Below are 20,798 nucleotides of genomic sequence, written 5' to 3' on the forward strand. Positions count from 1 at the left end.
TGTCACCTAAATAACAGCCACAACAACATGGTCGCCATTGTTCACCACAGTGCGGCCCAGCTGAGACGCGCCTATGTCATCCACACCGTCATCCCCACAGCCACTGCTTGAGGCACGCGATGTGCACGGCGGTTATGGCAGTATGAATATCCTTAATGGGGTCAATATGACCCTGTATGCCGATGAAGTTGGTGTCATTGTTGGCCCTAACGGCGCAGGCAAATCCACGATGCTAAAAGCAGTTTTTGGGCTGTTGAACGTTAATCAGGGCGAGATTTTGCTTAACGGACAGCCGATCCATAACCTGCCGCCGAATCAATTGGTTGAGCGTGGCATGGGCTTTGTCCCCCAGGAGAAAAACGTTTTCCCCAGCCTGACGGTTAAAGAGAACCTGGAAATGGGTGCCTATCTTAAACCTCAAAACGTAAAGCGCATGCTGGAGCAAGTTTACGACTTCTTCCCCCCTCTCGTTGAGAAGCGTCACCAGCCCGCGGGAGAGCTTTCCGGTGGTCAGCGCCAAATGGTCGCCATGGGCCGTGCGTTAATGGCTGAACCTAGTCTGCTGCTACTGGATGAGCCAACAGCTGGCTTGTCGCCCCTTTACATGAATGAAATTTTTGATCGGGTTAAAAAAATTAACGCCGCTGGCGTGGGCATTTTGATGGTGGAACAGAATGCTAAACAGGCCTTAGCCATTGCCGATAAAGGCTTTGTGCTGGCGGCGGGACAGAACCGCTTTACAGACACGGGGGCTGCGTTACTGGCTGACCCTGACGTCGCCAAAAGCTTTTTGGGCGGCTAGCCCGGGGGAGAAACGCGTGAACGAACTGGTCTTTTTTATCAATAACGTAGTGATTGCAGGTAGCGTCACTGGCTCTATTTATGCCATTGGTGCCATTGGCGTCACGCTAATCTTTAGCATTATGCGCTTTGCCCACTTTGCCCATGCCGACATAATGACCTTTGGTGCCTTTATGGTGCTACTACTGACAACTGCCTTCCCAGCGGCAGGCGCCAGTATCGGCGTACCAACGGCGCTTATCATGCTGCCGTTAGCCATGTTACTGACGGCAGCGCTGGCGGTGGGCATTGATAAAGCGTTCTATAAACCGCTACGCGCCCATGGCGTCAAACCTATCGTGATGGTGATTGGCTCGCTGGGCGTAACGCTCATGCTTCAAGGGCTTATCCGGTTATTTTCCGGCACCGGTGGTCAAAGCTTGTACGTCGATGACCGCAAGGAAATTTTCCGCATCGCGCTACCTTTCGAGGGAGTTCGAGCCCCCATCGTGATTACCGAGCCTCAGATTTACTTGTTTGTGATTACGTTAGTGGCAGTGGTCGCCCTACACCTATTCCTCAATCGCTCGCGACTTGGCAAAGCCATGCGCGCCATGTCAGACAACCCTGAACTTGCTCAGGCATCTGGTATTAATACCAACACCATTGTGGCCGTCACATGGGTGATTGCAGGCGGGCTGGCGGCAATTGCGGGCACCCTGTTGTCACTAGATGTCACGTTTAAACCCGACCTAAGTTTCTTCCTGCTACTGCCTATTTTCGCGGCGGCCATTGTCGGAGGCGTAGGCCACCCGTACGGGGCCATTGCAGGGGGATTTGTCGTCGGCTTTGCAGAAACCCTGGCGGTATTTAACTGGAATGTTCTCCTACGTCCCTTCCGCGACAGCCTACCTACTTGGCTGGAGCTCCCCTCTAACCTCGCCTTTGTAGGCACTGAGTACAAAATCGTGGTGCCGTTCTTTATTTTGGTGGCCATCTTAGTGTGGCGTCCTACCGGCCTGTTTAAAGGCAAGGTGATCTAATGAGCCATTCCACAAAAAACCACAACCCTGCCTACACGCCCAAAGATGCCACTCCTGAGCGGCGCTTTCCGCTGCGCGAGCTGGTGCTATTTGGCGCTCTATTAGCTGCCGTGCTAGCAGTCTACGCGGCAATGGGCGCAGCCTACAGTACGCGCATGCTGGTAGAAGCTGCTTGTTACGCCATTCTTGCTCTGGGCCTAACGATTCAATGGGGCTACGCCGGACAGTTTAATGCTGGTGTCATGGGCTTCGTCGCACTCGGCGGTTTCTGCGCCATGCTGTTTAGCGTCCCAGTGAATGACGCATTCTGGGGTACTGAACTACCGGGAGAACTCGGCCAAGTTCTGCTGTATGGCATTGCGGCAACCTTGATCGTCGTCGGAGTTACAAAGCTTGATAGGTTCGGCGTGCCGAAAAAGCTGCGTACCGTGCTCGCCGTCGTGATCGGGATCGTACTCTATTTGATTGTCATCAGCCTGCTTCGCGAGGTGACCAGTCAAATACAGTCTCAGGCGGGCTTTATTGGCGGTTTTGGCTTACCTGCCTGGGTAGGCTGGATTGTCGGTGGCGCCCTTGCTGGCGGCGTTGGTTACTTTATTGGCCACGTTTGTCTTGGCCTACGCAGTGACTACCTCGCCATTGCCACACTGGGTATCGCGGAAATCATCAAAGCTTTTTTGAAAAATTCCGACTGGCTGACACGCGGCACTGCCACAGTATCGCCTCTTCCTTGGCCTACCCCTGGCCCGGCGGAACTCGGCTTTACGCTTTCCCGAGCGATTTATCTTTCTGTGACGGCTGTCGTGATCGCAGTGATTTTCTTTTTACTCCATCGGGCGTACCACGCCCCCTGGGGAAGAATGATTCGTGCAATTCGCGATAACGAAGTCTCGTCAGCGGCCATGGGTAAAGATATCAACAAGCGGCGCCTGGAAATTTTCGTATTAGGCTGTATTTTGATGGGCCTTGGCGGCGGCATGCTGGGCACCTTTAACAGCCTGTTTGATCCTCAAGGCTACTTGCCTCTCAATCACACCTTCCTGGTGCTGGTCATGGTTATTTTAGGTGGCCCAGGTAATAACCTTGGCACCATTTTTGGGGCAGTCGCGGTTTATATTATTTGGATTATGTCAGAACCACTGGCTCTATTTTTAATGCAACTAGCGGTCACGCTGGGAGAGAACGCCTTCGGCTGGGAAGCGCCTAGCAATATGGATAGCCGGGCACTGCAAGCACGGGTTCTGGTAATCGGCATGTTGATTACCCTGGTACTACGCTTTGCTCCGAAAGGTTTGCTGCCAGAGAAAATAAAAACCCACGGTTAACGCCCTCGCAGTGCTAAAAACACAGTGCTAAAAACACAGTGCTAAAAAAACGCCCCAAGCTCGTTGCCTGGGGCGTTTTGGTTACTTCTCAATTACCGCTATGTTGACTAGAGTTCAACCAAACCTTTGCTAGTGAACGAGCCCTCTTCTACCACCATTTCCACAACAACGCCGGGCACGTCGCCGTTTTCGTCAAATTCATGAGAGCCAGAGGCACCTTCGTAATTTATCTCAGTACCTGCTGCGATCAACTCAACCGCTTTTTCCCACTCGCCCGGCAGTATTACTTCACCTGGCGCGCTGGAAACACTGCGTAGCGCTTCAGAAAGCCCCTCACGCTCGGCACTGCCATTTTGCTCAATAGCCAACGCCACTAGGAAGGCCGCATCATAAGCCTGGGCAGCGAATACGGCGCTAGGATCAATGCCCGCCGCTTCAGCCGCTTCATTGAAAATGTTTGTCCCGGGGAGATCAGGGCTGCCAGGACGTGTGGCGATCATTCCATCCAGCACATCTGCGCCAATCGCTTCTACTAAGCTATCACCAACCATACCATCGGCACCCACATACTGGGTGAACATGCCGCTTTCGTAGGCTTGGCGAAGTACCGTCTGACCGGAGGTATCGGCATAGGCCAGCACGACCAGCGTGTCTGCGCCACTCGAAGAGAGCGAGCCAAGCTCAGAACGGTAGTCGGCACGGTTATCTTCATGTGCGAGGTTTTCTGCTATTTCGCCACCGCCCGCTTCAAAGGCGTCACTGAAGGCATCCGACAAGCCACGACCATAGTCGTTATTAACATAGGTCACCGCGACAAAGTCGATACCTTTATCAAGCAGTAGCTTAGCAAGCATTTCGCCCTGGAAAGCATCCGATGGCACGGTACGGAAAACTAAGTCGTTGTCATCCAGCTCAGAAACGGCGGGCGCCGTTGACGCAGGTGAGACCATCAACACACCGCCTGGAATTGCTGCGTTATTAGCAGCAGCAATCGTTGCCCCAGTACATAAAGCGCCGACAATCGCGGTGACTTGCTCAGAGTTCACCATACGATCTGCAGCGTTAGAGGCAGCTGATGCATCCGAACAGGTGGTATCCCCAGAAGGCATCTCCAATGTTTGCCCGCCTAAGATACCGCCCTGCTCATTGATCTGCTCGACGGCAAGCTGAGCACCCGCAAAAATAGGTGGTGTCAGGCTTTCAATTCCCCCGGTAAAACCGCCCAAGAAGCCAACTTTGACCTCCGCCTGGGCCATGCCCGCTAAAGCAAGAGATGAGGCCGCAACGGCGGTGGCTAATGCGCGCTTATTAATCATATTATTTGTCGCTCCCAGTATGTTGAGTGCCCCGACGGTCCAGCGCGGGACTTCTCTTAATCTGGAACCGGAACGCTAAAAACACAAGCAACGCTTTCTAACGTTCTTCCGTCTCATCAGCATTTTGGCGACGCTCAGCCAGCTGTTTTTGGTAACGCTTATTGCGGTACAGCCTTATTAACGCGATCGTCAGTGCGGCAGCAACCATGACAGCCAGCACACCCCCTTGCCAGAGACGAGCTGCATCGCCCATTACAGTTTCCAAAGTAATAATCAGCATTAAACCCAGCGCCTGCGACCCAATGGCCAGCGCCCGCAGCATGTCGAAAGCGGGTTGAGGCATAGACATCTCCGTAATTTTTAACGTGCGTGGTATGGTTTACCAGTGTACCTGTTTAACGGAAAAATCATGAATGCGATTGCCATTGGCCCACTGCTGATCTCCACCCCTCGGCTATATGCCTTAGGCTGCGCGCTACTGTTATTACTGGTTAGCCGCTACCTGCTGGGGTTAACGCCTTCACAGCATGGGCGCTGGTTCAACGGGCTAATGGTGATATGGCTGCTGGGAGCGCGGATTGTTTTTGTAGCGCTCAATTGGGAAAGCTACAGCGCAGCACCGCTGGAAGCACTGAAAGTATGGCAACCCGGCTACAATGCGCTGGGTGGCTTAATTGCAGGGTTAATTTGGACAGCCTGGGCGCTACGTAAGCGACTATTGGCGCTCATCGGCGGCCTTGCCATGTTGGTCGGCACGACAAGTCTGTGGCTGGTCTTGGTAACGCTTGCCCCCTTAGGCAATGACTTCGCCATTGACGCACTACCAGAGATCACCCTGGAAGATATGGACGGCAATGCGGTGAATCTCTCTTCGCTGACTGAAAGCGGCGACCTGATTATCGTTAACTTATGGGCTACCTGGTGTCCTCCTTGCCTGCGCGAAATGCCGTTGCTCGAAGAAGCAGCAAAGCGTGAGGGCGTGAGCGTGGTAGTCGCTAACCAAGGCGAAGACTTACTGCCGATAGTGCGCTATCTAGACGAGCAGAGGCTGGATTTTCGCTACGCACTGCGTGATCCGAGCCAAACGCTAATGGCACAATTTCAAGCTCCAGGCCTGCCCACTACAGTGCTTTTTGACCGACAAGGCAACACGTTGGATGTACACGTAGGAGAATTAACCCGCGCACAGCTGGAACAATGGTTGGAAGATTGACCACGATAGACCTTAATCCCCCCGCTCCTTTGCGTTAGAATCCCTCGCCCTGTTGCCACCGGCGACCTGCCCCGGTGGCGTACAACCTGTTTCTGTAGACTTCCTCGAGGCATCATGAGCGATTTTTCTCCCGGCCAGCGCTGGATTAGCGACGGCGAGGCTGAGCTTGGACTCGGCACCGTGCTTAACTGCGACGCCCGTAGCGTTACCATTTTGTTCAGTGCCAGCCAGGAAACCCGTACCTACAACACCCGCCAAGCGCCCTTGACCCGCGTCATGTTTGGCAGCGGCGACCGCGTAATTTCTGCTGATGGCTGGCAGATGATCGTAGACGATAGCAAAGAGACCAATGGCTTAATCACCTACATTGGTGAAGATAGCAGCGGCCTTCCTCGTGAGCTCTCTGAAGCAAAGCTTGCCGACACCATGCAGTTTGATCAGGCGCGCGATCGACTGTTGACCGGCCAAGTTGACCGCAATGACTGGTTTGATCTGCGCTTTCGCACGCTGCACCACTATCAGCGCATCGAGCAGCACAGCGCTCTGGGCTTTGCGGGGCCGCGCATCGACCTGATTCCTCACCAGCTGTATATCGCTGACGAAGTGGCAGGTCGCCATGCCCCGCGCGTACTGCTTGCAGACGAAGTTGGGCTGGGTAAAACGATTGAGGCGGGCCTGATTCTGCACCGTCTGCTTCTGGCTGGCCGAGTAGAACGCGCGTTGATATTGGTGCCAGACAGCCTTACCCACCAATGGCTGGTCGAGCTGTTACGCCGTTTCTCACTCAATGTTAGCCTGCTGGATGAGCACCAAAGTCTCGCCCACGGCAGTGCCAATCCATTTGAAAGCGCCCAAATTGTATTGGCTAGCCAAGGTTGGCTGTTCGCCAATATTCACCGCCAAGAGCAGGCCCAGGCGAGCCAGTTTGATTTATTGATCGTTGATGAAGCCCATCATCTTGACTGGAGCCCTGATGGCAGCGGCCCAGGCTATCAGTGTGTTGAGCAGCTTGCTGCTGATATTCCTGGCTTATTGCTGCTGACGGCTACGCCAGAGCAGATGGGTGTTGAGAGTCATTTCGCTCGCTTGCGCTTGCTAGATGCCGAGCGTTACCACGATATCGAACGCTTTAAAGACGAAGAACATCATTACATCGCTGTCGCTCAAGCCATTGATGCCTTGGATGAGCTACCCGATAACGGCGAGGCGCGTAAACGGGTAGATAATGTAGCGGACGACCGTGACAGCCAGGCGTTGCTAGCAACGTTGTGCAACCCTGAGGCAAGTGCTGAACAGCAAGATGCTGCCCGCGCTCAGTTGCGCGATGCGCTGCTTGATCGTCACGGTACTGGACGAGTCATGTTCCGCAACAGCCGTCGGCATGTGGGAGGGTTCCCGGAACGTCGTTTGCACCTTGCCCAGCTGGAACTGCCATCAGCCTACCGGCGCGTGCTGCGCCGCTTAGAACGCGATGATGATTACCTGGATGAACTGCTGATTGAAACGGGCATGGATCATCCCGACGTGTTGATTTATCCAGACAGTATGTATCGCGAGCTCAGCAATGATCCGCTTAACACCGAATCCTGGTGGCATATCGACCCACGGGTAAACTGGCTACTGGAAAAGCTGAGTGACGATAGCGAAAGTGGCTTCGCCAACGATAAAGTACTGATTATTGCTCACCATAGAGAAACCGCTGAAGGACTTGCCGAAGGATTGCGCGTCCTAGGCGGCTATCACGCACCGGTGTTCCACGAAGGATTATCGCTGGTGGAGCGTGACCGTGCCGCAGCGGCATTTGCTGATGAAGAAGACGGCTGCCAAGTGCTGGTATGCTCTGAAATCGGCTCAGAAGGCCGCAACTTTCAGTTCTGCCGCCACTTGGTGATGTTTGATATGCCCCAGCACCCCGACCAGCTGGAGCAGCGCATTGGCCGCCTCGACCGGATAGGGCAGCGCCACGCCATTGAACTTCATGTCCCCACCTTCACTGGCAGCCCAGGCGAACGGCTACTGCGCTGGTATCATGAGGGCATGGACGCGTTCAGTGCTCCTCACGGCATTGGCAGCGATCTGTATGATGCCTTTGGTGATGCTTTGGCTGATGCCCTACTCGACGATGAAATGCTTGATGAAATCATCGACGAAACCCGCCAAATGTTCACCGCGAAACTGGCTGAGCGGGATGCTGGCCGTAACCGGCTGTTAGAGCTAAACGCCTGTCGCCCTGCCCGTGCTCAGCAGGTCATTGAGGCGGTGCGTGAGTTGGACGAAGATCCAGCGTTGCCACGTTTTGTAGAGCGCGCCCTGGATATTTTTGGGGTAGATAGCCAAGACATTGGCAATGGCCTACTTTATTTGCAGCCTAGTCAACACATGCTGGACGGCTTACCAGGGCTGGTGAAGGGGGAAGAGGGCTTTTCAGCCACTTATAGCCGCGCACTGGCACTTGCACGAGACGATATTCAGCGGCTCTCTTGGGAGCACCCGCTGCTGCGCGAAATGATGGAGCGTATATTAGATGGCACTATGGGTAATACGGCGCTTGCGCTACTGCGCCATCCAGCGATTCCCAGTGGCCGCTTAATGGCTGAATTGGTCTTCCGCACCCACTGCCCTGCCCCCAAATCACTCCACCTCAACCGCTTCTTGCCGCCTACTGCTGTGCGTGTCCTGCTTGATGAATCAGGCGCAAACCTAACTAGCAAGATCTCCTTCACCGGACTTGGCAAAAACCTGCAGAAAGTGAACAAGTCGCTGGCAAGGGACTTGATCAAAAGCCGCCATGACCAACTGCGCGGCTTGCTTATTCAGGGTGAAGGTGAAGCTGAACGTGAGTTACCCAGCATCGTAGAAAACGCTGAAACACGCATGCGTGCCCAACTTGATGCAGAACTTGCTCGCTTAACCGCCCTGGCAGAGCACAATCCAGCGGTTCGTAGTGAAGAACTGGAGGCATTGAAGCAAGAACGTAAAGCACTTAGCGACGCAATAGAAAACACCCGCCTGCGGCTCGATTCCGTGCGGGTGATTATCACTGTCGACCCCAATGCCTGACCCTAAAAAACTAAAGAATGGCCTCTAACGCCTTATCGAGTGTCGGGTATTGAAAGGTAAACCCGGCCTCGATCAGACGTGCAGGTCGCATATCAGCCCCAGTCAGCAACAGCTGTGACATCTCTCCAAAGCCCGCTTTTAGTACGAAAGCGGGTACGGGGAAAACTGCCGGCCGGTGAAGCTGCTTAGCCAACGTTTTCGTGAACTCAGCATTTGTTACCGGATGCGGCGCACTGCCATTAAACGCGCCTGAAAGCGTTGATTCGTTCATCAAAAACATAATCGCTGCCACCAGATCGTCACGATGAATCCAGGGCATAAACTGTTTGCCGCTTCCAAAACGCCCACCGAGTCCGAGCTTGAATGGTGGCAGCATTTTCTGCAGCGTACCGCCCCCTGCTTCAAGCACTAACCCAATACGCAGTATCGCTAAGCGAACGCCCATCGCCTCGATCGGTTTTGCCGCCGCTTCCCACTGCGCACAAAGACGATGAGCGAACTCATCGTTTGGCGACGTTGTTTCATCCACCACCTTGTCGCCTTGATCTCCGTAATACCCCATCGCAGAGCCGCTAATCATCACGCTGGGTAACGCTTGTCCGTTAGCTTCCAGCTGCTCACAGAGCGTAATTAGCTGCTGAGTGCTGTCGACCCGAGAACGGATCAGTGTCTCTTTTTGGCTATCACTCCAGCGCTTTGCCGCAATTGACTCACCGGCAAGGTTAATCAACACCTCCGGTGGCGTGTCCATAAATGCCTGGGCACTATCACGTATGTCGCAGGCCTTAGGCAACCGATCACGCACTTGGTGGGGCGTTCGGGAAACGACTTGTACCTCGTGCCCTTGAGCGAGAAGTTGTTGGCAGAGTCGCTGGCCAACAAAGCCGCTACCTCCGGTGATTAATACCCGCATGGTGTCACTCCTATGGCCTGACTGAGAGGGGTAGCGCGTGCCTGTGCCGACGTTAAACTGCCCTCTTGGGGATAACCGCAGTTTAAATGATCATTGCATAGCGTTTTATTGTACGATATCTATACACAAGCACTACACCTTGATCATTACACATTTAATTAGCCGCTGCGAGTTCCTATGTCTGAACGATTACCTGTGCCTTCAATGCTCTCTGATGCCCATACAGTAGCGATTATTGGTGCAGGTTTATCTGGCCTGGCCTGTGGTCACCAACTTGCCAGTCAGGGAATCAATGTGACGCTATTTGATAAAGCACGCGGACCAGGCGGCCGTATGTCAAGTAAACAACGTCCTGGAGCGACACTAGACCTGGGCGCACAAGCTTTTACCACTCGCGATAAACGGTTTGCCGAAAAAGTCGCCGAGTGGCAAGCCGTCGGCTGCGTTGCTATTTGGCCAACGTTACGTTATCAGGCTAGCGCATCCGGCTGGCAAACACACAATGACGATCAGCTGCGTTACACCGGCGCACCACGCATGAGTGCCTTAACCCGTTACCTAGCCGATACGCTTAGTGCTCTTCCTAATGCAGCTATTACGCTTGAAACCCACATTACTGGGTTAGATAAAACGGCTGCTGGCTGGAAGTTACACGATAGCCACGGGTCAATACATGGGCCTTTTGACCTGGTGGTTATTAGCGCTCCGCCGCCACAAGCCAACACATTATTAGCCGCGTGGGAACCAACATTAGCCGCTGCCTGCGAAGCAAAGCCACAACGAGGATGCTGGGCAGGTTGGGCTATTTTTGAAGAACCACTACCGACAATAGAAAAAGTGGCCTCGGATTGGCATACCGTTCACACTCATCACCCTGCACTGCGGCTAGTGTCGCGCAATCACACTAAGCCAGGTCGTGAGCAACAGCCAGAAAGTATCAGCCTACTTGCCCAGTTAGACTGGAGCGATAACCATATCGAGAGTGACAACGACACCGTTGCCCAACAGCTGCTGGAAGCTTTCATGTCGCTGCTGCCAGAACAAACCGCACTGCCTAAGATCGTTGAGATAGGCGCGCATCGCTGGCGTTATGCCCAACCAGCCCAGGCAGGCCAACAATCATACTTGTACAGCACACGTGGATTAGCACTTTGCGGGGATAGCTTCAGGGGCAGTCGTGTAGAAGATGCTTGGTTATCTGGCGACGAATTAGGAAGAGCCCTATTAGGCCAGTCGGTCTAAAATTAGAAAGAAAGCTTAACATTTATGAGCACGTGGGAAAGGTTGTACCCAGAAGCCACAAGTTGTACAAAGGTGGCTATAATAGCGTGACGCTATCTACATGATTAATACTACATGCTTAGTAGCTTCCCAACTATGTTGCAGATCGCCGGTTAGGCGCTGATACAACGCCACGGTAATTATTGACAGACCCCTGCAGCAATTGCTGCAGGCAACCAAGAGGCAATGGCGCCCATGAGTAATAAGGCGACCCACCCACCCGACACCCCACTTTATCCTATCAGGGAAGTTTCCCGTTTAACGGGTGTTAACTCGGTCACACTACGTGCCTGGGAGCGTCGCTACGGTTTAATCCGCCCACAGCGCACCCCAAAGGGACATCGGTTATATGCGCAAGATGATATCACCCGTATTGAGCGAATTTTACAATGGCTGAACCGCGGTGTACCGGTTAGCCAGGTAGCCGATTTACTTGATCAACCAGAAACCGTGGAAACGCCCACCCAGGATGCAGGCGACTGGGCCAGCCAACGTCAACAGCTTCAACTAACCATTGAAGCGGTTGATCTCCCAAAATTGGAGACGCTTTATCATCAAAGCTTAGCGTTATATCCATTAAGTGTTGCTATTAACGAACTTTGGCAGCCGGTGATTCTATCGCTGGAGGCCAAATGGGCAGACCAGCCTGATGAGCTTGTGCGCCGCACCTTTGAGGCTTTTTTGCGGAGCCAGGTAGGCATCCGCTTGCATTATGCTAATCAGGCAACGCGCGGGCCGCTCATTTTGTTAAGCGCCATGCCCGAAGACCCCGGCCTATTGTGGGTGTTGATGTGTGCATTAATGGCTAGCGAACAAGGCTATCGCGTACAAATGTTTGATCGTTCGTTGGCGCTGAAGGAACTACCTAACGCGGTGTCTCGACTGCACTCATCAATGGTATTACTTTCCAGCGGCCAGCGTGAAAGCGATGACTACATTCGCCAAACACTTCCCAAGGCAGCAGAAACGTTAAATGTGCCGATTGGCGTTTGCGGTGAAGTAGCAAAGCTCAGAGAGAACGACTTACGTGACGGCCCTGTACATATGCTGGGCGATGATTTACCGCAAGCCATCGCACGGCTTCGCCCCCTGCTTCGCGAGTCGGGGATCCTTTGAGGCATTGCCCTTTTGAACACCGAAGATTGAGCGCTATTGAATATCACCGCGGGTAAGGATATAGCATGAATTTGCAGCTTGTTTGGCTGCGTAGTGACTTACGCATTCACGATAACTCCGCGCTTGCCGCTGCTGCTGCCAAAGGCCCCGTGGTAGCCGTATTCCTGCGCAGCGTAGCTCAGTGGCAAGAACATGGACATGGTGCTAACAAACTCGACTTCTGGTCTCGCGGCGTGGCTGCGGTTAAAGCATCGCTGAATGGGCTGAACATTCCACTCCTACACCGCGACATCGACCATTACGATGAAGCGGCTAGCACACTAGTGGATATCGCCCGCACGTATCAGATAACCCAGCTTCATTTTAATTACGAATATGCATTGAATGAGCAGCGCCGCGATCATGCTGTGCTTGAGGCGTTTGAAAAAGAAGGGATAACCGCCCAAGGCCACCACGATGCCGTTGCTTTTGCACCTGGCAGCTTGCTAACGGGAAAAGGCGACTATTACGGCGTATTTACTCCGTTCTCAAAAGCGTGGCATAAGCAGGTGACTGCGGAACAACTAGCGCTTCGCGACACGCCGAAGGTGCAATCGCCACTAGAGATTGACAGCGACTCACTTCCCGCACTGCCTAATCTTGACGATACTGCCGTGGATGGCCGCTTATGGCCGGCTGGCGAAAATGCGGCTAGCGACAATCTTGAACGCTTTTTACGCTTTCGCGGTCGGCACTATCAGCAGCAGCGGGACTTCCCTAAGGTACGCGGCACCAGTGAACTTTCACCCTATCTGGCACTAGGCATGATCTCTCACCGCCAATGTCTCCAGGCAGTGATGAGCGAAAATGGGGGACATTTAGCTGACGGTGATGCCGGACTGACAACATGGGTCAATGAACTTATTTGGCGTGAGTTTTATCAACATGTTGCAGTAGGTTTCCCCCAAGTTTGCCGCTATCAGCCATTTCAGGAGCACACCAAGCAGCTTCGTTGGCGTGACGACAACAAAGGCTTTAATGCATGGTGTGAAGGCCGCACCGGCTATCCAATTGTGGATGCGGCCATGCGCCAACTAGTGACCACAGGCTGGATGCACAACCGCCTGCGCATGATCACCGCAATGTTTTTAAGTAAGCACCTACTGATCGACTGGCGACGTGGTGAAGCATTTTTTATGCGCCACTTGGTCGATGGTGAGTTTTGCGCGAATAACGGTGGCTGGCAGTGGGCGGCATCAACGGGCACGGATGCAGCGCCTTACTTCCGGATTTTTAACCCTACTACCCAGTCAACGCGCTTTGATCCGGATGGCGAATTTATTGCCCACTGGTTGCCAACTCTTAGCGCATTGCCTGCTAAAGCGCGCCATGCGCCGCCTCAGGATATGCTAAATCCAACGGACTACCCACCGCCTATCGTTGATCATAAAGCTGCGCGCCAGCGTGCTTTGGATGCCTTTAAAGCGCTAACTAAATAGCTACTCTACTTTTTGCATCGTCTGCGCAGCAGCGATGCAAATTGACTGTCATCCCTCTCACTCTTTAAACGTTCTTTTTACCTCCTCTTTATTTTTCAAGTTGCTTAACCACCAAAGGATCGCGTAATGCCTAACGACCAAGCTTTGGCGAATTTTTGCGCCTTCTTCAATAAACTAGACAACACCTGTACAGAAAAACTATACGAGGTATATACTGAAGAAATTGTTTTCAACGATCCACTGCACCACATTGAAGGGCGAGCGGCACTCGAGCGCTATTTCGCAACGATGTATGAAAACGTCGAACGCTGCCAATTCACCTATCACATGCAGCAACAACAGGCTAACCAAGCGTTTGTAACGTGGACAATGGAGTTTGTTCATCCACGCCTGGCCCACGGTAACCCTATCCGTGTTGCCGGGTGCAGCGCGCTAACATTTGCAGACGATGGAAGAGTATCGCGGCATCGTGACTACTTTGATGCAGGGGCGATGTTATACGAACACTTACCATTGATGGGACGCGCCATACGCTGGCTGAAACGGCGCCTTGGCTAACCCTTGACCCGTCATCAGCACGCAGGTTGCGTGCTAACAGGCCGCCACAGGAGAACACGATGAGCACATGGAAAACGCCCCAACGCATTTGGCTAACAGGGGCTACGTCAGGCATTGGCGAAGCGCTTGCCAAAAAGCTCATCGCCCAAGGTCACCACGTCGTGCTTAGCGCTCGTAACCAAGCAGCGTTAGACAGCCTGTGTGCAGGCCACTCCAATGCTTATTCGCTACCCCTTGACGTAAGCGATCGCCAAGCAGTGATTGCAGCGGGTGAGCAGATCAACACTTGGCTCGGCGCACTGGATGTTGCGCTGTTCAATGCAGGCACCTGCGAATACCTCGATGCTCAGCATTTTGACATGGAACTGATTGAGCGAGTCTTTACGCCTAATTTGTTTGGCACCCTCTATGGCGTCGAAGCGGCACTGCCGCTATTGAGAGCTGCCCGTAAAGAAGGTAAACCAGCTCGCCTTGCCGCCACCTCCAGTGCCTCTGCCTATTTGCCACTGCCTCGTGCAGAGGCTTATGGCGCTTCAAAAGCAGCTATCAGCTACTTCTTGGAATCATTACGCCTTGACCTTGATCAAGAAGGCATTGACGTTAGCTTGATTCACCCCGGCTTTGTGAAAACACCCTTAACTGATCGTAATGATTTCCCTATGCCCATGCAGGTCACCGCCGATCAAGCAGCTGATGCGATCATTGCAGGCCTCGTTAAAGGGCGACTAGATATACACTTTCCACGCCGTTTTACCTATCTCGTGAAATGTTTAGGAATTTTACCGCCTGCGCTGCGTCGTCACATAGGTCTACGCATGACAAGGCGTCAAGAGGAGCAACAATGAGCGGCATGGCGTCACAACGCATCGCAATTATTGGTAGTGGCATTAGCGGTATGGCTGCCGGGTGGTACCTATCGTCACAGCATGAAGTCACTCTGTTTGAAGCAGACGAGCGTCTTGGCGGCCACACAGCCACCATGGATGTTGAGGTTGGCGGCAACACTTACGCCATCGATACCGGTTTTATTGTTTTCAATGATTGGACCTACCCCCACTTCCAGCGCTTACTAGAAACCCTTGGTGTGCCGAGTCAGGCCACTGAAATGAGTTTTTCAGTGCACGAAACCGATGTCGACTTTGAATACAACGGTCATACATTAGGGTCACTATTTGCTCAGCGGCGTAATTTACTTAGTCCCGCATTTTATCGTCTATTGCGGGATATTTTACGTTTCAATAAACAGGCAACCGCTGATTTAGAGAGCCAGCGGTTAGCAAATGATATGACGCTAGGCGAGTATCTTGACCAAAATGGTTACGGTGATGCCTTTCAACGGCGCTATCTATTGCCCATGGGGGCGGCGATTTGGTCAGCTAGTATCGGTGATTTACGCGCCTTCCCACTGACGTTTTTTGTGCGTTTTTTCCGTAACCATGGGCTGCTATCGGTGAATCACCGCCCACAGTGGTACACCCTAATTGGCGGTTCGAAACGCTACATTCCTAGTATGACGGCGCCTTATGCAGCGCGTATTCATCTCAACACGCCTGTCACTCAGATTACACGCAGCGACACGGGCGTGATGATTACCACAGCGCAAGGCACTCAACACTTTGATCAGGTGGTACTAGCATGCCATGCCGACCAAGCACTGGCGATGCTCGGCGACCCGACACCCGCCGAGCAAGACATCCTCGCCGCCATGCCTTATCAGGATAACGAGGTCGTACTGCATACCGACACAACGCTGCTGCCACGGCGCAAGCGCGCCTGGGCAAGCTGGAACTACCGGCTCGATGGGCGCGGCTCAGAAGAGCGTGTCTCTGTCACTTACGACATGAACATCCTGCAGCGTTTGACATCCGATACCACATTTTGCGTCACCCTCAATGATTCCGACAGCATTGATCCTGCCAAGGTGTTAGGCCGCTATACCTATGCCCATCCCCAGTTCACCCTAGCAGGTCAAGTGGCACAAGCGCGTCATAGCGAGATTTCGTCGGCCGCGCGTCGTACTCACTTCTGCGGCGCTTACTGGCGCAATGGCTTTCACGAAGATGGGGTATGGAGCGCACTGCGGGTTGCTCAAGCATTAGGGTGTGATGAAGCAGCGGCGCCACCCTCAACGCCCACGTCGCTACCAGCCCATGACCTTATGCCTGCCAACGGCGTAGGGGAGGGGCTAGGATGATTGCTGCACCTCGCTCGCGTATTTATCGCGGCACGCTACGTCATCGTCGCTTTACACCGAAAGCGCACGCGTTTAGCTACCGCATGTGGATGGTATGGCTTGACCTCGATGAGTTGCCAACACTGTTTGATAATGTGCCTTGCTTTAGCGCTCGAAGGCCCGCCCTAGCGCGTTTTAGGCGCGAGGATTATCTCGGCCCTACCGACAAGCCATTACGTACCGCAGTTCGTGAGGAGCTGATTCGTCAGCTAGGTAGTGCACCTGATGGCAAGATTTACGTACTCACCCAGTTACGTACTTTTGGCACTGTCTTCAATCCCGTTTCGATGTACTACGCCTACGACCATGTAGGCAGACTAGCGGCTGTCGTTGGTGAAGTTACCAATATGCCCTGGAAGGAACGTATTTGCTATGCCTGCCAGGTCGACACGGCTCGGCATAGCCACCATGCAAGCTTTGATAAAGCCATGCATGTTTCGCCGTTTAATCCCATGGAAATGACCTATCGCTGGAAGTTCAACTCACCCAGCGACCAGCTCTATCTTCACATGGAAAACTGGCAAAGCGGGCAACGTCATTTCGATGCCACGCTTACCCTTGAAGCAGCGCCCGCCACACGTCGCGTTTTATTAGCAACACTCGCACGGCAACCCTGGATGAGCCTTAAAACAGTCGCGGGAATTCATTTTGAAGCGTTTCGCCTTTGGCTTAAGCGCGTCCCCGTTTATAACCACCCTAAGCGCAAGGAGACTTCAAAATGACGACCCTGCGTTCTACGCCCCCCGAAATACAACCGGTTAACCAGGATCGTTTCACCCGCTGGTTAAAACCCCGCCTGCTGGCTCAGTTAGATGCCTTCCAGGGTGGTCGTATCACCTTAATTGAAGGCAATCAGTGTCATCATCTTGGTCAAGAAGGGCCGCTTCAAGTGACCGTCGTGATACGCCACTCCCGCGCATGGAAAAGGCTCGCGTTTGGCGGCACGGTTGGTGCAGCTGAATCCTATATGGATGGCGACTGGGATGCTGATGACTTAGTGGCCTTGGTGCGTTTGTTTGCGGCCAACCTGGATCATGTAAACGGTAACATGGAAAATGGGAGTGCTCGCTTTACCCGCTGGCTGCTTGGCGCTGCCTATCGTTTCCAACGTAATAGTCTTTCCGGGTCAAAGCGTAATATCTCTGCACATTACGATATTGGAAATGACTTATTTGCCACGTTTCTTGATCAACGTCACTGGATGTACTCAAGCGCTGTTTTCCCCTACCCAGAAGCCAGCCTAGAAGAAGCGTCGACCTACAAACTCGACATCATGCTCGAAAAGCTAGATGTACGCCCAGAACACCGTTTGCTAGAAATTGGTACAGGCTGGGGTGGTCTTGCAATACACGCCGCTAAAACCCGTGGCTGCCATGTTACTACCACCACCATTTCTGAAGAGCAGTACGCCCATACCGCCCGCCGTATCCAAGAAGAGGGACTCGACGATAAAATCACCCTGCTAAAGCAAGATTATCGTGAGTTGACGGGACGCTACGATCGACTGATTTCTGTTGAGATGATTGAAGCCGTCGGCCATCAGTATTTAAACACCTACCTTGCAAAAGTCGACAGCCTACTGACGGATGATGGTCAAGCTATGCTGCAAGCCATCACTATCCGAGACCAGCGGTTTGAAGAAGCTAAACGGGATATGGACTTTATTAAGCGCTATATTTTTCCCGGCGGTTTTTTGCCCTCCCATCACGCTATGCTAACCAGCGTGATGCGCAAAACCTCACTGAACGTGGTAGCGCTCGATGAAATCGGCCAGCACTATGCCCGTACATTACGTGAATGGCGGCACCGCTTTGAAGCAAGCTTGGAGCAAGTCCGCCAGCAAGGCTACGACGAGCGTTTCATCCGCATGTGGCGCTACTACCTGTGTTATTGCGAGGGAGGTTTTATTGAGCGCTCTATTGGCACGTGCCACTTGTTGCTGGCGAAACCAGCCGCCAAACCTGAACCGCTAACAGGCGCGCTATAAATGGCTAGCCCACGCTGGCAAGGTTTGCTGTTCAACGCACTGCGCTTTGAAGCGGGCTGGCTACTGTGCGTATTAGGAGGGTCATGGATAGCGGCCATTACCGGGAGCATACTGCTCGGCTGGCATTTTTGGCGCTGTGCCAAACCCGGCGAATGGCGCTTCATTGGTGTATTTGCACTACTTGGGTTGGCGCTAGACGGCGGCCTACATGTCGCGGGAGGATTCGACTTCGGTGAACAACCCCTGGTGGCAGGATTGTTGCCACTATGGCTTTGGATGCTGTGGCCTCTGTTTGCAACGCTGGTATTTCACTCACTTGCCTGGCTGTGGCAATACCCACGCATTGCGGCGCTTTGTGGGGCGGTCAGCGGGCCATTATCGTATGTTGGTGGCGCTGCACTCACCGGCGTTAGCTTGGCCCCCTGGCTATTGCCAGCACAAGCCCTTATTTGGGCAGTGCTCTGTTTTGGCATTAGCCGTTATGCCAATCAAAAAACCACTGTTTTTAACACTCGCTAAGAGGCTTCTTCAGTCAACGTCTGCGGCACCCAACGCTGTTCAAGCTCGGCAGCAGGTAGCGGCCTCGCAAAATAGAAACCTTGTACCAAAGTGCAACCAGCGTTAATAAGAAACTGACACTGCGCTTGGGTTTCGACACCTTCTGCTACCACCTCTAGCCCCATGCCCTCTGCCATCGCCAAGACAGCCGTGACAATAGCAGCGTCGGCTTGATCGTTAGGCAACTCACGGATAAAGGCGCGATCCAGCTTAATCTTATCCACCGGCAGTCGCTTCAAGTAACCAAGCGATGAGTAACCTGTTCCAAAATCATCAATAGCAATGGCATAGCCTTGATCACGTAGCGCCTGCAAACGAGGCCCCATATCGCCTGCACGCTCATCTAATAAAACAGATTCAGTTAACTCTAAGCCAATTTGGGATGGCTTTAACTGGTATCGCTCTAAACAGCTAGATAGCTGGGTTTCGAGATCTCCCTGAAAAAGTTGCAGCGCGGAAATATTAATCCACACCGTCACGTTTGGCATTCCGCTGTGCTGCCAATGCGCTTGCTGAGCACACGCTTTTTCAATCACCCAGCTACCCAGCTCAGGCATAAGCCCATGCCGCTCTGCTAGTGGAATAAAATCTCCTGGTGAAATCATCCCATCCTGAGGGTGGCGCCAGCGCAGTAATGCTTCCATGCCTACTAAATCGCCAGTTCCTGGATGATGCTGTGTCTGATAGTGCAGCTCTAGTTGATCGCCTGATATCAGCGCTGCCCGCAAATCGCTCACCAGCGCGAGCTGGGGATTATCTTGTTTATCTAACGCGGGGCGAAACCGCTGGCTATGGTTACGCCCCAGGCGCTTAGCACTATATAAGGCAGACTCTAGCCGCTGAAACAGCACGCCTGAGTCCCGCCCATCTTCTGGAGCACGGCAGCTGCCAATAGTTAATCCTAAGCGCAAAGATTGTTCATTGATTTCAAACGGGCGACTCATATGCTCGCGAAGCATGGCTACCCACTTATCGTGATCATCGAAGGTAGTCGTACGAATCACCATAAACTCATCGCCACCGAGCCTACCTACGACGCTGCCTGCCATATAGCTGGTTAACCGCTGAGCAAAGCGCGCGAGCAGACGATCCCCCTGCTCTACACCTAAGCTATCGTTAACAGACTTGAGTCCATCAATATCAATCAGCGCCGTATCTAAACTTTCACCTGCACGCAAATGGCGCAGCCGAGAAGCCATCAGGTCGTGCAACCGCCGACGGTTTGGCAGGCCCGTCAAAGGATCTTCATAACCGATACGGCGCAAATCACGCTCACGGGTTTTCTGGGCAGAGATATCGGTAAATAAACTAATAAAATGAGTGATGTTGCCACGCTTGTCGGTAACCGCACGGACTTTTAGCCACTCAGGGTATTCATCGCCATGTTTGCGACGATTCCACATCTCGCCTTCCCAACGGCCTGTCGCCTTTAACGTGCTCCAAAATGTTTGATAAAACGCTTTATCATGACGCGCAGCGGCCAACGTTTCGAGCTTACGGCCAATCATTTCCTGGCTTTCATAACCGGTAATTTGGGTAAAAGCAGGATTGACCGTTAATACACGGTTATGTACATCGCTGATCACAATGGCATCACCTGCCAAGCCTATCGCATCTTGCGAAAGACGCAGTCGCAACTGCTGCTGTCGCAGCTGCCTCCAAACATCCCACAAACCACAGGCAACCATACTGGCTGACACCATACGGAGTGCCGTATCAGGTATCCACACACAGGCGGGTAATGCCATTAATGCCATCCAAACCAATGGACGGTTAAGAGAAACAGACAGCCACATGGCGATTAACGATGTCCTGTAAATAAGTTTAACGAGGCATGAAACGTTACTGGCATGCCATCATGCCGCTTAGCAAAAAACTTGGACACATAATATTACGTTTATAAGGCGTTTGTTGTACGAATTCGTAACTTATGGAAT

General features: G+C 53.0%; 18 protein-coding genes. 14 read left to right on the plus strand and 4 right to left on the minus strand.

The window, feature by feature from the left end; genetic code table 11:
* Nucleotides 1-73: 73 nt before the first annotated feature.
* From M0220_RS06895 to M0220_RS06905, 3 genes are read left to right on the plus strand one after another with little or no spacing between them, the layout of a single operon-like run.
* On the plus strand, nt 74-802 hold the full coding sequence (locus M0220_RS06895) for an ABC transporter ATP-binding protein (protein WP_030074224.1): 729 nt from the start codon (nt 74-76) through the stop codon (nt 800-802).
* A 16-nt stretch (nt 803-818) separates the two neighbouring features.
* Nucleotides 819-1,823: a branched-chain amino acid ABC transporter permease gene (locus tag M0220_RS06900; RefSeq protein ID WP_030074225.1), complete on the plus strand. Its 1,005-nt coding sequence runs from the start codon at nt 819-821 to the stop codon at nt 1,821-1,823.
* Nucleotides 1,823-3,148, plus strand: a complete 1,326-nt coding sequence (locus tag M0220_RS06905; RefSeq protein WP_030074226.1) for a branched-chain amino acid ABC transporter permease — start codon at nt 1,823-1,825, stop codon at nt 3,146-3,148. The genes M0220_RS06900 and M0220_RS06905 overlap by 1 nt, the downstream gene beginning before the upstream one ends.
* 107 nt (nt 3,149-3,255) lie before the next feature.
* On the opposite strand, the gene M0220_RS06910 is transcribed toward M0220_RS06905, so the two are convergent.
* Both M0220_RS06910 and M0220_RS06915 read right to left on the minus strand, forming a co-directional pair.
* Nucleotides 3,256-4,464 carry an ABC transporter substrate-binding protein gene (locus tag M0220_RS06910; RefSeq protein WP_030074227.1) on the minus strand — a complete coding sequence of 403 codons (1,209 nt, stop codon included), beginning with the start codon at nt 4,462-4,464 and terminating at the stop codon, nt 3,256-3,258.
* Nucleotides 4,465-4,561: 97 nt separating this feature from the next.
* Nucleotides 4,562-4,807, minus strand: a complete 246-nt coding sequence (locus tag M0220_RS06915; RefSeq protein ID WP_030074228.1) for a hypothetical protein — start codon at nt 4,805-4,807, stop codon at nt 4,562-4,564.
* A 66-nt stretch (nt 4,808-4,873) separates the two neighbouring features.
* Here M0220_RS06915 and M0220_RS06920 point away from each other — a divergent pair, with 66 nt between their 5' ends.
* Nucleotides 4,874-5,677, plus strand: coding sequence for a TlpA disulfide reductase family protein (locus M0220_RS06920; RefSeq protein ID WP_264019006.1), 804 nt, complete (start codon nt 4,874-4,876; stop codon nt 5,675-5,677).
* A gap of 114 nt (nt 5,678-5,791) precedes the next feature.
* Nucleotides 5,792-8,737, plus strand: a complete 2,946-nt coding sequence (gene rapA, locus M0220_RS06925; protein WP_264019007.1) for an RNA polymerase-associated protein RapA — start codon at nt 5,792-5,794, stop codon at nt 8,735-8,737.
* Between the two features lie 10 nt (nt 8,738-8,747).
* Here the strand turns inward: rapA and M0220_RS06930 are convergent, their stop codons facing one another.
* Nucleotides 8,748-9,650, minus strand: a complete 903-nt coding sequence (locus tag M0220_RS06930) for a TIGR01777 family oxidoreductase (protein WP_264019008.1) — start codon at nt 9,648-9,650, stop codon at nt 8,748-8,750.
* 177 nt (nt 9,651-9,827) lie between these two features.
* On the opposite strand from M0220_RS06930, the gene M0220_RS06935 reads away from it, so the two are divergent.
* The 9 genes from M0220_RS06935 (at nt 9,828) to M0220_RS06975 (ending at nt 18,822) form a co-directional block, all read left to right on the plus strand.
* On the plus strand, nt 9,828-10,892 hold the full coding sequence (locus tag M0220_RS06935; RefSeq protein ID WP_264019009.1) for an NAD(P)/FAD-dependent oxidoreductase: 1,065 nt from the start codon (nt 9,828-9,830) through the stop codon (nt 10,890-10,892).
* Nucleotides 10,893-11,126: 234 nt separating this feature from the next.
* A complete protein-coding gene (locus M0220_RS06940) occupies nt 11,127-12,047 on the plus strand; it encodes a MerR family transcriptional regulator (protein WP_030074233.1) in 921 nt (306 codons plus the stop codon).
* A 65-nt stretch (nt 12,048-12,112) separates the two neighbouring features.
* Complete coding sequence (phrB, locus tag M0220_RS06945) at nt 12,113-13,525, plus strand: deoxyribodipyrimidine photo-lyase (protein WP_264019010.1); 1,413 nt, start codon at nt 12,113-12,115, stop codon at nt 13,523-13,525.
* Nucleotides 13,526-13,651: 126 nt separating this feature from the next.
* On the plus strand, nt 13,652-14,083 hold the full coding sequence (locus M0220_RS06950) for a nuclear transport factor 2 family protein (RefSeq protein WP_030074235.1): 432 nt from the start codon (nt 13,652-13,654) through the stop codon (nt 14,081-14,083).
* Nucleotides 14,084-14,142: 59 nt separating this feature from the next.
* A complete protein-coding gene (locus tag M0220_RS06955; RefSeq protein WP_030074236.1) occupies nt 14,143-14,928 on the plus strand; it encodes an SDR family NAD(P)-dependent oxidoreductase in 786 nt (261 codons plus the stop codon).
* A complete protein-coding gene (locus M0220_RS06960; protein WP_264019012.1) occupies nt 14,925-16,277 on the plus strand; it encodes an NAD(P)/FAD-dependent oxidoreductase in 1,353 nt (450 codons plus the stop codon). Before M0220_RS06955 ends, M0220_RS06960 begins: the two co-directional genes overlap by 4 nt.
* Entirely contained in the window at nt 16,274-17,038 is a 765-nt protein-coding gene (locus M0220_RS06965; RefSeq protein ID WP_030074238.1) for a DUF1365 domain-containing protein, read from the plus strand. The genes M0220_RS06960 and M0220_RS06965 overlap by 4 nt, the downstream gene beginning before the upstream one ends.
* Nucleotides 17,035-18,303, plus strand: coding sequence for an SAM-dependent methyltransferase (locus M0220_RS06970; RefSeq protein ID WP_030074239.1), 1,269 nt, complete (start codon nt 17,035-17,037; stop codon nt 18,301-18,303). The genes M0220_RS06965 and M0220_RS06970 overlap by 4 nt, the downstream gene beginning before the upstream one ends.
* Nucleotides 18,304-18,822, plus strand: a complete 519-nt coding sequence (locus M0220_RS06975) for a DUF2878 family protein (protein ID WP_030074240.1) — start codon at nt 18,304-18,306, stop codon at nt 18,820-18,822. It begins immediately after the preceding gene.
* On the opposite strand, the gene M0220_RS06980 is transcribed toward M0220_RS06975, so the two are convergent.
* Nucleotides 18,819-20,657, minus strand: a complete 1,839-nt coding sequence (locus M0220_RS06980) for a putative bifunctional diguanylate cyclase/phosphodiesterase (protein WP_030074241.1) — start codon at nt 20,655-20,657, stop codon at nt 18,819-18,821. The genes M0220_RS06975 and M0220_RS06980 overlap by 4 nt on opposite strands.
* Nucleotides 20,658-20,798: the final 141 nt, after the last annotated feature.

Origin of the sequence: Halomonas qinghailakensis (genome assembly GCF_025820815.1) — a bacterium.
Taxonomy (GTDB): Bacteria; Pseudomonadota; Gammaproteobacteria; order Pseudomonadales; family Halomonadaceae; genus Vreelandella; species Vreelandella qaidamensis.